10 protein-coding genes are annotated in these 13,107 nt (G+C 38.1%); 2 read left to right on the top strand and 8 right to left on the bottom strand.

Features of this window, described 5'->3' with window-relative positions:
- Nucleotides 1-49: 49 nt before the first annotated feature.
- The 4 genes from AC0VZ9_RS27225 to AC0VZ9_RS27240 form a co-directional block, all read right to left on the bottom strand.
- Complete coding sequence (locus tag AC0VZ9_RS27225) at nt 50-334, bottom strand: hypothetical protein (protein ID WP_159871187.1); 285 nt, start codon at nt 332-334, stop codon at nt 50-52.
- A 184-nt stretch (nt 335-518) separates the two neighbouring features.
- On the bottom strand, nt 519-1,427 hold the full coding sequence (locus tag AC0VZ9_RS27230; RefSeq protein ID WP_159871184.1) for a stage II sporulation protein P: 909 nt from the start codon (nt 1,425-1,427) through the stop codon (nt 519-521).
- Nucleotides 1,417-1,956, bottom strand: a complete 540-nt coding sequence (locus AC0VZ9_RS27235) for an RNA polymerase sigma factor (protein WP_285871337.1) — start codon at nt 1,954-1,956, stop codon at nt 1,417-1,419. The genes AC0VZ9_RS27230 and AC0VZ9_RS27235 overlap by 11 nt, the downstream gene beginning before the upstream one ends.
- Before the next feature lie 598 nt (nt 1,957-2,554).
- Nucleotides 2,555-3,850, bottom strand: a complete 1,296-nt coding sequence (locus AC0VZ9_RS27240) for an IS110 family RNA-guided transposase (protein WP_159870551.1) — start codon at nt 3,848-3,850, stop codon at nt 2,555-2,557.
- Between the two features lie 382 nt (nt 3,851-4,232).
- Here AC0VZ9_RS27240 and AC0VZ9_RS27245 point away from each other — a divergent pair, with 382 nt between their 5' ends.
- Entirely contained in the window at nt 4,233-5,468 is a 1,236-nt protein-coding gene (locus tag AC0VZ9_RS27245; protein WP_159871969.1) for an IS110 family RNA-guided transposase, read from the top strand.
- Nucleotides 5,469-5,819: 351 nt separating this feature from the next.
- On the opposite strand, the gene AC0VZ9_RS27250 is transcribed toward AC0VZ9_RS27245, so the two are convergent.
- From AC0VZ9_RS27250 to AC0VZ9_RS27265, 4 genes are all read right to left on the bottom strand, one after another.
- Entirely contained in the window at nt 5,820-6,338 is a 519-nt protein-coding gene (locus AC0VZ9_RS27250) for a SecY-interacting protein Syd (protein WP_201306633.1), read from the bottom strand.
- A gap of 30 nt (nt 6,339-6,368) precedes the next feature.
- Nucleotides 6,369-8,096 (bottom strand): T7SS effector LXG polymorphic toxin, encoded by a 1,728-nt coding sequence (locus tag AC0VZ9_RS27255; protein ID WP_236566356.1) that lies wholly within the window; start codon nt 8,094-8,096, stop codon nt 6,369-6,371.
- Between the two features lie 434 nt (nt 8,097-8,530).
- On the bottom strand, nt 8,531-9,733 hold the full coding sequence (locus tag AC0VZ9_RS27260; RefSeq protein ID WP_159871975.1) for an IS110 family RNA-guided transposase: 1,203 nt from the start codon (nt 9,731-9,733) through the stop codon (nt 8,531-8,533).
- 299 nt (nt 9,734-10,032) lie between these two features.
- Nucleotides 10,033-11,319, bottom strand: coding sequence for a S41 family peptidase (locus AC0VZ9_RS27265; RefSeq protein ID WP_159871958.1), 1,287 nt, complete (start codon nt 11,317-11,319; stop codon nt 10,033-10,035).
- Nucleotides 11,320-11,708: 389 nt separating this feature from the next.
- Between AC0VZ9_RS27265 and AC0VZ9_RS27270 the strand changes: the two genes are divergently transcribed.
- On the top strand, nt 11,709-12,938 hold the full coding sequence (locus AC0VZ9_RS27270) for an IS110 family RNA-guided transposase (protein WP_009333976.1): 1,230 nt from the start codon (nt 11,709-11,711) through the stop codon (nt 12,936-12,938).
- Nucleotides 12,939-13,107 lie beyond the last annotated feature (169 nt).

A 13,107-nucleotide genomic window follows, 5' to 3' on the forward strand; every position in this document is an offset into this window, starting at 1 on the left:
TTGCTCCTGCACCCTAAGTTCTATAGCAAATCACCTTTTAAGGCCTAAGCTAAACAAGGTCTAATTTATCTTTTGAGTGTTCATTCATTACCTTGAACATAGTGAAAGTTGACTCCTGGTCTGTTATATAACCTTTTCCTTCTAAGTGTTTATTCTTTTTATGATGGAAAGACTCAAAAACCTCGTTATCCTTAAGTTCATACGTGTAATGAAACCCAGGGCACAAACAAAACTCCTCTATATTTTTATATGGTTTGTTTGGAATTTCTCGTGCAATTACTATGTTTGGATCGAAGAAGAAGTAAACATAGGGTTTATTTGTTATTATTTTCAACTAAACACACCTTTTCAAAAGACTTTCTGTACATCAAATGGAATAACTATATTCTTCTCTATATTTACTTAATATCCTTCTTAAATAAACCTGCCCCTTAGCACAATAAGGAAAAGCTCCTTTTTAGAGAATAAAAATAGGATTGCAACAGCAATCCCACTATTCAAACACAAGGATTCTGGCATTATTTCTGATACTTAAGTAATTCCTCAACAACTTCCGCAAGTGCATCCGCTGTTCTATATTCTTCTTCCAATGTATTTTCAACTCCACCAATTTCCATTAAAACTGATTGATTTTTTAGGTCCTGGTTGTAGGTGTTTTGAGTATTCGGATCTGTTTTAACCAATACCCCTCTCGATAAACCAGGATATTTTCCTTCAACTATCTTATGAAGGTGTTGTGCAAATTTTAAACTGTCCTCGTCTTTAACATTTGACCGAAAAACGACAAATGCGATTCTTGCAAAATCTTCTCCATTTATTTTGGCCGTAGTCCCATTCTTTTCATTTGAGTCCCGGTGTATATCAAATATCATTTCAATGGTAGGGTTATTTTTCAGGCTTTCTTCTAAAGATTCTCTTGAAACAGAATATGATTGATCATAGGAAAGCCCTCTGTCCTGAAGAATTCCCATAGTATCACTAGTATCGTGTACTGAACTGATATTTCTTTCCTTTAATGCCTGACTAAATCTATTTCCCACTAATGAGATATTCCTTGTGGGATGGTAAGGTTCGTTGTTGGGATCCTTCGTCTTCGTTTCTGAGATAAATGATTCTTGATTATGTGAATGATAAATATAAACTAAAGGTTCGGAGTTCTTAACTGCCGATAATGGATTGTTTTCAACAAATGAAGAAAGTGTATTTTCAATGGTTTCTTTACCATTAAATGAAAAAATCCATAAGATAGCAAGGAAGCTCAGGATGAACCCACTTGATGTAAGTGAAATCAATTTAAAAGTTCTTTTTCTTTTCATTTTCCTTGCAGCTTTTCTAAGTTCTAATTCAGTATTTAAAACAAAATCCGGTCTCGGTTCCATTGAATAGGTTTCCTTAATTTGGTTAATGAAATCCTTATCAGTTTGCATTTTCGATTACCTCCTCTGCACCTATATCTAGCTTACATTTAAGAATTTTTAATGCCCTATGATAATCTACTTTTACCTTGGATTCGCTGCAATTAAGAACCTCAGCTGTTTCTTTTATTGAAAATTCGTTTATAGCCCTCAGGATTACAACAGCCCTAAAACTAGGTTTTAATCCTGAGATAGCTGTATGAACCATTTTTTTCATCTCATTTTGTTCAACTAAATCGTTAGGCTCTTTTTCGGTTGAAGCTAACTGCTTAAAAAACCCATCCGTAAAGATTGCACTAAATCTTTTCTTGCGATAATGATCAATTGCAATATGCTTAGCTATCGAAAAAATCCAAGTCTTTACGCTGCTGCTTCCAGAATGGAAATTTTTAAAATTATTCAGAACGCGAATAAACACTTCTTGGGTCAAATCCTCAGCATCGTTTTGATTTCCTGTAAAACAAATAAGAAACCGATAGACATCCAAATAATATTGCCGATAGATTTCAACAACTCTGTTTTCGTAATCGTTATCAGCCAAAATTATCCCCCCAATTATGTATTCGCTAATTAATCGTTTGAGATATGGAAAAGGTTACAAAAATTTTATTATCATATCAAAAGACCGTCCTTGACGATACTTTTTGATTTATCAAGTAAAAAAACCATATTACTTATTCGTTCTTCTTTTTTAAGAATTATCCTTCTTCGACTAACCTCCCTCAATAAAAGAAGCGAAAACACTTATTTACTCTTGTTTTCTTAGAATTTCATAGTTATTTACCTTTCGGTAACTCACTTTATAAATGGAGGATCTTCACTTGAAAGGATATTTTTGGACAGAGTGAGAAAAAAGAGTTAGAACCCACTAACCAATCCCTTACAGAAAATGGTGGATGAGTAAAAATATAACCGCACTGGTGGATGTCCACATTTACTCATGGAGGTCAACCCTCCCATGTCTCACAGAGTCTTCGCTCTCAAATTCCTTCGTCCAACCTTTCCATGAGGTGGATGTCAGCCATGCTGCCCCACAGGGTCCAAGCCCGTAATTTAGTTGCTTTGCCGACTAATCCGTGCTTCAAATGTCTCCAAAACTATAAAAGCAAGAACTACTACTTATCTAATCTAAACCAAAGTTAAGCTGCCATTTCCGTCTTCTTTGTTACTGCCAAATGAGGGATGTCCTTTAGCATCTTTTCCTCATTAAAATCAAATTGCTTTTTTCCTATACTGAAGAAAATCCGAATTAGTTTATTACACAAAGCAATCAGGGACTGCATCTTCTTTAAAGGATTATCCGGACGTTGAGTATAGTAAGCATGTAATGCTTTAAATGCAGAATTTTTGGCAACGAGAATCATACAGACCCTGAATAACAGTGCCCTGAGTTTCTTTCGGCCTCTTTTTGTGATGGTCGTTTTTCCTTTGTGCTTGCCGGATGTATTTTCTTTTAAGCTTAAGCCGGCCAGCTTGATAATCTGCCTTGGATGATTGTATTCACCTAAATCTCCTACTTCCGCAAAGAAGCCGGCAATTGTATCCCTGCCTACACCTTTTATCGCTAACATTTGTTGTACACCTGGTATTTCATCAAGCTGGCTGTCTATTTTGGCGTCCAATTCTTCGAATTGTAACTGAATTAATTCATACTTAGCCAGAATGGTTTTTAGCTCCAGCCTGGCCATTTCAGCACCTTGTCGAAGTCCGATGGACTGGCTAGCTGCCTGTTTTAATTCGCGGATCTTGTTTAATCCAACACTCCGAGATACGGACTTTCTCAAATGGACGAGTAGTTCTTCTTCGGTGAATACAGCTATTTCATGTGGCAAGGCATAGAGCTTTAAGAATTGTAAAGCAGCCTTACCTTCCCATTTCTTAAAAACCTTGAGGAATTCCGGAAAATACCGGTCAATCCAGTTGTGCACCTGTCCTTGGACCGTTTGTAGGTCTTCAGTTAAAAGATCGCGTATTTTCTTTGCCACACGGAGTTCTGCATAAACACCTTGCGGTATTGTTGGTTCGGCGTATCTTCCATCCTTGACCAGCTGGGCTATGACCTTGGCATCTTTCACATCATTTTTGGTGGGTGAGTTATCATCCAACTCTTTGCTTTTCTTGACGTGCAACGGGTTTACTGCGACAAACTTTATCCCATTTTCTTTTAAGATATGGGCCAGATTAAACCAATAGTGGCCTGTTGGCTCCATGCCAACCATCACTTTACTCATACGCTGTTCTTTTTTGATTTCCGAAATCCATTTAAGAAAGTTTTCAAATCCTTCTTTTGTATTTTCAAATTGACACGGGGATCCAAACTCCATTCCCCTGAAATCCTGGGCACGAGCCACATGTTGGAATTTCGCAATATCGACTCCTATAATAAGAGTTTGAGAAGTGATTTGAGCAATCTTCTTATTCTGGTTATAATTCATTGTAAAGCCTCCTGGTGTTTGAGATTTTTGTCCTTTTTGCTTGCCGGCTTCAGGACTCTCTCATTCTACCAAGAGGTTATTTTTTTGTTCAAACTCCATTTTCATTCATTACAGGAATGCTGCCCCTTTCGTATTATAAGGTCATCCAGATATGAAAATATTTCTGGTTGACCATTTTTTATATGGTCTTATTATAACGGTAGCCGGGGTAAAACGTAACTGCCCGTGGGACCTGGATCCCGTCAGCTAAACAGTTTGCCCCCTACTTGTTGAAACATGATTGAGGCTGGTTGGGACATAGATCTCGTATAACAAGCGAAGCTGTGATACTGCAAGGAGAATAAGGGGTACCGGCAAAATTAAAGATTAGGAGATGATTTTGGTGAATCCAGTCGTTGGTCTGGATATTTCTAAGGGGGAAAGTCAGGTTCAAGCTTTTGTCGATAAAGGTAAACCATTCCGAAAGAGCTTTAAAGTAGCACATACTATTCAGGGTCTTGCTTTACTTGTAGAGTTTTTAGAGGTAGTACAAAAAGAAACAGGTTTAAAACCTCCAGTTATTCTTGAAGCTACTGGACACTATCAAACAGCAGTAGTCCAATATTTAGAGGAACGTGGATATTTATTAATTATTATTAACCCTTTGATTTCCTACAAGGCGAAAAGTTCAAGTTTAAGGAAAGTAAAGACAGATGCCGTCGATGCTTACCACCTCTGCGAGTTGTTTTACAAGGAGGAGTTAGAACCTTATAAAAAGCGAGGGGTTCAGCTTTTAAATCTTCGTAACCTTACAAGACAACACGAGAATATTACAGGAGTGATGATTCAGACAAAGCTTCAGTTCCAGGCTATTCTAGATCAAGTATTCCCTGAATATCGGGGAGTGTTCGGTGATTTATATTCTGTAGTATCACTCTTAACCTTAAAGGAGTTTCCGTCCTCTGAAGACATATTAGAAGCTAGTGATGAAACACTCTCAAATAGAATTAAGGAATTATGTAAAAGTCGCTCAATCAGATGGGCCAACGAAAAAGCCTTACAACTAAAAGAGGCGGCAACTCGCAATCCCTTTGAAAAGACAGTCTATCAGAGTCATTTCTTAAGCTTAGGTATGTATATTAATATTATTCTTCAATATAAAGAGCACCTATCCACATTGGAATCAGAGATAGATGCCCTCGCTAAAGAAGTTGAAGAATATAATATTATCAAATCTATCCCTGGTATCGGTGAAAAGATCGCTGCCACGATCATTTCTGAAATTGGGGAGATAGATCGATTTACTGATCCTAAAAAGCTCGTGGCTTTCGCTGGAGTAGATCCTAGTGTTTTTGAATCAGGCAAGTTTACCGCCACAAAAAACCGAATCACTAAAAGAGGTTCCAGCAGGCTTCGCCACGCCTTATATATGGCTGTTCGTTGTGCGATACGTGACTGTCGCAAGAGCAAAACAAGCGATGAAATCATTCCTCGAAATAAGAAATTACGAGAGTTCTATGATAAGAAACGCGAGGAAGGAAAACCATTTAAAGTAGCTGTAATTGCTTGTGTAAATAAGCTCTTACACTGGATATTTGCCTTATTAAGAGACAGAACAACTTTCCAAGATATAGCATAGTAGCAACATCTAACTAAATAACGAAAAACCTTCCAGTTCAGAGAATATGAAGGTTATTTAGTATACCCTTTTTTAGTATATCACGATGAATTTCGATATTTTAATGAAAAATATTGACAAACTATTAGCTGGTTTTGTTAAATAAGAAAAAGCTGCCTGGTTCGGCAGCTGGATTTTAAAGTAAGGCACCCTATAGTGTAAGTACATTTTTTACAATGTTGTTTTTTATTTTAGGGATGCTGCCCCTTCATTTGAAGAAGAATGATAATTTAAGGGTCTGTATCCAAAACTAAAGAAAAAAAAGTATATTACTTACATTAATTACTGGGAAAATCATCTCTAAATAAAATATTATCTTTTTAATCTCAAATTTCTTATTAATTCTTCAATATTCTCAGCAATATTTTCAAATGTACCTCTTTCAAAATCTTCTAATTGAACTATTCCACTATTGTTCTCAATTACCAACAACAAACCATTTCCCTCAATCCCAAGAGGTATCTTCTCTAAACTATCCCCATGATTTTTTTTATATCCTTTCAAAGATTCCTTGAATGAACTTATCTCATTATTAGGTATGACAGGTTCTAATTTAATATAGTTTTCTTGATAAAAACCATCTAAGTCTGCAAACCAATATGAGTTAAAATAATCAACAATTGTTTTATGCAATTTTATGTCAAATTCATCTTCTATACTTGTAAAATCTTGTGAAACAGTCATTTCTACAGGTTTCCATGTGATATATTCATCCTCATCGACTTTACCTTCATAAATTATTAGGTTATCTTCACTACTAATAGGTGTTTTAAATAAAAAATCCAAACCTTCCTTTGCTACTTCTTTCCTCAACTGAAAGTATTCTTGCATTGCTTCTTTTATTTTCAATGTTATCATCCTTTACTTTTTTAGAAATTTTTCAAGTAATTCAGCATATTGACTATCATTTCCCCAAATACCTGCAGCTTTTTCTGCGTTATGAATTCCACCTGTCCCAGGATGTAACTTTGAAGGGACTGCAACTGCCTGCCCACCCCCACCTACATGGTGATGGATTAAAGTATCATTGTATAATTCCTTTATATCATATTGCGGGAAATGTTCTCTAAACGCTTTATCATTAATAGGAGAAAAACCCAAGTTGATTTTTTGTTTATTTGCTTTACTTAAACTCTCTGGATGTTTATTCATTATTTCTTTCCAATAAAAGTCTTTATCACGTAGCCAACCTTCTGCATTTGTTCCTGATTTCCCCTTACCTACATATGGCATTTCAACTGTAATTCTAGGGTCAGCAGTATATTTTTCTTCTAGTTTTTTTAAATTAGCATTTCTATAAGTTCTTATATGCTGGTTAGTAATACCTATTCCCTTAACCCCAAACACATCTTCAGTCACCATCTTGATTTTCGTCAACGGATCAAAAAGAACATTGTAAGGCACCGGCCCTCGAGCTAGTCCCCCTCCTGCCATGGCTGGTGTCTGAACCGGCGTGTAAATCGGTAGTGCCTTCTCTCCTTTACCAGCCTGGCGAACTGACTTGGCAATGGTTCCAGCCTTCCCAATCCCCTTATCACCAAGAATGCCAATTCCCAAGGAAGTCAGGCCATAGGTAAAGAAAGCTGTCCGGCTTTTGGTATCACCATTTATGACATCCCGCTCCCAGGCGGTGGTGACAGCGGACCATATATACTTCGGCATATCCAAAGCCCGGCGTACTTTTCCTATAGGGTCATTAATAATGCCTAAATAAAATTCCTGGTGCTTCCTTTGGTTTTCAAGAAGCTGGTCACGGTTAAACAGCACTTCATTGCCCAAAAACAGCGGACTGAACGGTCCCATGATGGTTCTTCCCAGCTCATAGGTTGACTTCAAGCCTTCCCATGTATCTCCTACAGCTTTGCCAGTCCCTTCAATGGCACCTTCAGCTATATCCTGAAGAATACTTTGCTCACTCTCTGGGTTGGGATTCGATATATCCTCGTGGAAATCCTTCCAGTTGAGAGATTTAGGCTGATATTGGGCCAGAGATAAGCTTCCGCTTTGGAACATGCCCGCCATTTTTTGGATGTACTGGTTCATAAGGGATAGATCTTGCAGGAGAGGCTCCAATGCAGCCGTTTCCCGATGGTCGAAGTCCTCCAGTTTCTCAACTGTTTCTCGGCTTGAATCCTCGGCTCGCTTTGATGCCTGGATAAAACGGCCATCCTCCAGCCGCGGAAGCACAACAATATCGCTTACGGACTTCATAATCTCATTTGCTTCCTGTGTTAGATCTGCGGTAATTTGCAGGGTGCTTCTCAGCCCCTGTTTGAGCTCATGCTCCAGGAATTCCTGGCGGATAAAGCCTGAAGGGGAGGGTTCAAGATCCCGCAATGAACCTATGAAACTTTTTAAATAGGATTGATACTCGCCAATCCAGGATTCAAGGAATTGCAGAAAAGGCTGGTGGCATTCCTGGTAAAACGCACGTATAGCCTGGCCGCCCTGCCCTTTAAAAGCATCTTCAAGAGACACCAGCTCCTGGATGGATACCTGAACTTGATTTACCTGATCTTTAAGGATAGATAATTGATTGCTCGTCTTGTCGATTCCTGCAAACAAGGAATCTGCTTCTAATACCTTCAACAGAATCAGCTCCGCATTGTAAATTACATTTTATTCCATTTTATCTTAAAGGACTCGGGCAATTAGTTGAATAGGAATTTTGGCATGAATTAGTGTAAAAAGTTCCTTAAAAATTGTTTATTCCATTAAATATGCTGTAGTCATCATTGATCCCGACTTAAGATAAATACATAGCTGCATAACCCACTCTTTATTTTTTTGGCTGTTTTCGTAAACATTGTTGCTTACCATCAGGTTATAACAAAGAAAACTCGCATTAGAAAATTGCGAGTTTTTGTTATTTAAGGATTTGCTAATTCAACTAAACCAGCTAATAGGAGTCAAGAACTTCTTATTAAAAATTTTTTTCTTCCGTGTTATACTTTGGAAGGCACGCCAAATAACCCTCCAAATACCTTTTGGAAGGTTTTTCATTAGCTGCTTTTTCTTGTTGATTAAGCCATATCTAGGAACTGCTCATTCCTTTTTAGGATTGCATAAATCCAGTGTAAAAGCTTGTTTACACAAGCTATCATCGCTACTTTTGAAGGCTTTCCTTCATTTCGTTTCCGATCATAATATTCTTTTAGCTTCTTGTTCCTCGAGCTTCTTATACCGCATAATACGGCCATATATAAAGCGTGCCGTAATCGGCTTGAACCTCGTTTGGTAATATGATTTATCGTAGCGGTGAACTTACCTGATGAATGGACACTTGGATCTATTCCTGCGTAAGCCACAAGTTTTTTAGGGTGATTAAACCGGTCAATTTCCCCGATTTCAGAAATAATCGTTGCCGCGATTTTTTCTCCTATACCGGGAATTGATTGGATTATCTTACATTCTTCAATTTCTTCTGCCAGGACATCTATCTGCCTCTCCAAGCTTGATAGGTGTTCTTGGTATTGAAGAAGCATATTGATATACATATCCAAACTGAACAACTGGCTTTCATAAACACCTTGTTGGAATGGATTCCGCTTAGCTGAAGCCATTAATTTGTGTGCCTTCTCCCTCATCCAACTTGGGGATCGTTTAATACGCATTTCCTTAATTCGTGCCAAAATCTTTGCTTCTCCTGCCATCAGTACATCTTCGGATGTTGGAAACTCCTTTAATATTTTAAGAGAAACTTTCGAAAATAAATCCCCGAAGACTCCCCTGTATTCAGGAAATATCTGATCAAGAAGAGTATGAAACTGAAGTTTTGCCTGGATGTAAAGGTTCGTAACGGTTTCGTATTGCCTTGACAATGTTCTCAGGTTTAGAAGTCTCAGTCCTCTTTTCTTATATGGCTCAAATTCTTCCTTGTAGTAAAGAACACAAAGGTGATATGCATCAACGGCATCAGTCTTTACCTTTCTAAGGCTTGTTTTCTTAGCTTGATAAGAAATGATGGGATTTACCAAGATGTATAGATACTGACTTCCCTCAAGACATTGAATAATCGGTGTATGGTAATGTCCTGTAGATTCAAGAATAACTGCTGGCCTAACCCCAGTATGTCCCTCTATCTCTCTCAAAAAAGAAATAAGCGAATCTAAATCCTCCTTGGTATGCTTTACACTGAAACTTTTCCCGAACGGCTTGTCTTTATCTAAAAAGGCTTGAACCTCACTTTCTCCTTTGGCTACATCTAGGCCAATGACTGGATTCATTAATATCTCTCCCTTAGTTTTACTCACCAGTAACCCCTATACCTTCCTGTAGTTCCATAGCTTCGCTTGTTATACGAGATTATTTGTCCCAACCAGCCTCAAACATCATTCTACAAGTAGGGGGCGAACAGTTTAGTTGACGAGATCTAACTCCCACGCACCCGTACGTTCTACCCTGGCTACTGAAATAATAGGTCCTATAAAAAAAAGAGCAACCAGTAAAAACTGGTTAACTCTATAATACGAACGCACCCGTTTGTTTAAGTACATTTTTTCACAAAGTGTCCCATTATTTCCTATCACTTTAATACGTCCAAAGCCATTTCAATATAAGAATCTGTTCTATTATAAATATCTTCTCTAGTAACGTTAACTTGAATGTCAGGTTCAATACCAATTCCTTCAAATTCATCACCAGATGGATAATATACTCGAATAGATCCAATCCCTAAATTTATATTTTCTGTTAAGTTTACGTATGCTGGTTGACCAGTTGATCCGTAGGTGGATTCTCCAAGTATCGTTCCACGTTTATGATATTTAAAAGGCATTGTAAAGTCCTCAGCTGCTGAAGCAGTATACTTATCAACTAAAATGATTATTTCTCCTTGATAACAATTGTCAATGTCTTTTGGATAGTATTTAATGGGACCACATAATGTATATCTAAAGTCCTCTTGAAATTTAAATTCTTCATTAGTATAACGTTTGTACATCCACTCAGGATGTCTAGATCTTTCTAGCCAAGAGTTATAAGGTATCTTCATAAGAAAATTAATCAGATCAAAAGGTGTTCTTCCTCCACCATTACCTCGTAAATCAATTATTAATGATGGTGAATTTTTAAATTTATGTATAAGTTTTATCGCTTCTTCTTCAAAACTTTTACTGCTAAAACTTGGTATCTTAATATAAGCAACTTTATTTTCTTTAATCCAGTATCCCTGCGTGGTAATAGAAGCATTTTCAACTAATTTGATGTAATTATTGACATCTAAACATTGAACATTCTTTGTCCTTAAAGAACCCTTACTATCCAAATATTCAACCTCAATATTTTTAGCATTTAAAAAGAAAGATAACATATTTCCTAACTTTATCCTACGGGATGTTTCCTTTTTAGCACCGATGTATTTTCCAATTTCCTGATACCATTCATTAAGGTTCTTTCCTCCTACAGAAACAATCAAGTCACCCATTTTTAACTCTTCGTCAAAAGAGTTTTTTACTCTCCATTCATTTGATATTGGTTCAAGGATGAAATTTTGATGTCCATACTTGGGTACCATTATTTTGTCTACGTACCAGGTATGTCCATTTCGAAAACCACCAATTAATTCCCACATTAGTAATGTAAAATCATATTGTGTTTCTATCTCTGCCGCCTTCTTGAAGTAATAAGAAGTAAGGGATGAAAGCTCTTTCGGACTTATAACACTGTCTTCCCAGTGAACAAAGTATTGCTCAATATTTCTAATCGTTTCACTTATAACAAATAATCTTTGATCTATAGGAAGGAAAACCATCATTTTTACACCTTCAATCTGTTTATTATATAATCCTTTTAATTCTATAATTGAGGACATATTCCTTCTTCAACAAACCTGCCCCTCGTATATTATGTTTAACTCCTTAAATACCATTCTCTTTTTCATCTTTTCTATCAATATAAGGTGGTCTGTTTGGACGTCTCGAGATATTTCTAGATAATGGTCTTAGGATCATTTGGGACAATTCTTCCTGCCCCTGTAGCTTGACTACATCTAAAGACTGTTTCTCAGTGTACGTGCGGCACTTCATACTCGCAGGCTGAGCGCACTGCCTCTCGAACTCAGGTGACAAGCAGCCCTGAGGCGGCTTTCGATGCAGATGCAGTTCTGATACACGAGGTTGATGATCGGCGTCCATACTAGAGATATCTCGAGGCGTCCAAGGAAATACCCAATGATTCCACAATGAAAGGAGGGTAACCCCCATGCGATTATTTGTTGGTTTAGACGTAAGTTCGTTTGACATGAAAGGCTGTATCCTTGATCAGGAAGGATCAAAAGTGGATACCTTCACGGTATCAAATGACCTTCCAGGAGCCACAGTTTTGAAGGAACGAATCCTCGGCCTTGCGAAAGGACGTAAAGTTGAAAGCGTTAAGATCGGTTTGGAGTCCACTTCGGTCTATAGCTTCCATCCTTCTATGTTCCTTCATTATGATGAAGACCTTAAGGTCTTTGACACTCAAGTGTTCGTCATTAATCCGAAACAGATTGCCAACTTCAAGAAAAGCTATTCGGATATGAATAAGACGGATGAAATTGATGCATTCGTGATTGCCGATTATGTCCGATTCGGCCGTAACCAGATGTCCATTGTCAAGGAGAGCCAGTATGTCGCACTCCAACAGTTGACCCGTTCACGTTATCACTTGGTTAAGATGATGACAAAGGAGAAACAGCACTTTCTCCAACATCTGAATTTCAAGTGCAGCAACTTTTCCCATGAGGTGGACTCTTCCGCCTTCGGAAATGCGATGATGGACCTCTTCCTCGAAAGATACAGCCTGGAAGAACTGGCCCAGATGCCTTTAGATGAATTGGCTGCGTTCCTTCAGGAACACGGGAAGAATCGTTTCTCTGATCCCGATAAAGTAGCTACTTCCATCCAACGGGCAGTCCGCTCTTCCTACCGCTTAGATAAAGTGGTAGAAGACTCAATGGATCTCCTTTTAGGTACTTCCATTGAGCTGATCCGTTCCTTTCAGAAACAGATCAAGGAAATCGACAAAGCCATTACCCGTCTAATGACAGGCCTTTCCCAGACCTTGGAGACTATACCGGGCATCGGGCCTGTATATGCCGCAGGCATTATTGCCGAAATCGGCCAGATTGAACGTTTTGAAGATGAAAGCAAGATTGCCAAATATGCAGGTCTATACTGGCGGAAACACCAGTCTGGCCGCTTTACAGCTGAAGACACTTCTCTTTCGCGACAAGGAAACGAATATCTGCGCTACTACCTCGTTGAAGCCGCCAACTCGGTTAGGAGACAGATTCCCGAATATCGCGAGTTTTACCAAAAGAAATGTCTTGAAGTTCCAAAACATCAACACAAACGTGCCCTCGTCCTAACAGCAAGAAAACTCGTGCGATTGGTGGATGCGCTGCTTCGCAAACGCCAAGTCTTTGCGCAAGAAAGGTGCGTGAAGATCTGACAAATATACTTTGTCAGCGCAAGCCTTCCTGATTTCCAGTAAATTACATTTATTTACTGGTGTAGTTCCTTACGGTCTTTTTTAGTCACAAGTAAATTGAAAACTAAACATCTTTAAACTTTTGGAGTTGACATATTACCGCAGGTCTTTAGTCGAATAAGAAAAATGC

It is taken from the genome of Cytobacillus sp. QJM3NY_8 (assembly GCF_056173585.1).

What these genes read in the sequence shown, in the direction of transcription:
- AC0VZ9_RS27265 (WP_159871958.1), bottom strand. Translation starts at nt 11,319, where the DNA reads ATGTCCTCAATTATAGAATTAAAAGGATTATATAATAAACAGATTGAA.
- AC0VZ9_RS27250 (WP_201306633.1), bottom strand. Translation starts at nt 6,338, where the DNA reads ATGCAAGAATACTTTCAGTTGAGGAAAGAAGTAGCAAAGGAAGGTTTG.
- AC0VZ9_RS27260 (WP_159871975.1), bottom strand. Translation starts at nt 9,733, where the DNA reads ATGAATCCAGTCATTGGCCTAGATGTAGCCAAAGGAGAAAGTGAGGTT.
- AC0VZ9_RS27230 (WP_159871184.1), bottom strand. Translation starts at nt 1,427, where the DNA reads ATGCAAACTGATAAGGATTTCATTAACCAAATTAAGGAAACCTATTCA.
- AC0VZ9_RS27240 (WP_159870551.1), bottom strand. Translation starts at nt 3,850, where the DNA reads ATGAATTATAACCAGAATAAGAAGATTGCTCAAATCACTTCTCAAACT.
- AC0VZ9_RS27270 (WP_009333976.1), top strand. Translation starts at nt 11,709, where the DNA reads ATGCGATTATTTGTTGGTTTAGACGTAAGTTCGTTTGACATGAAAGGC.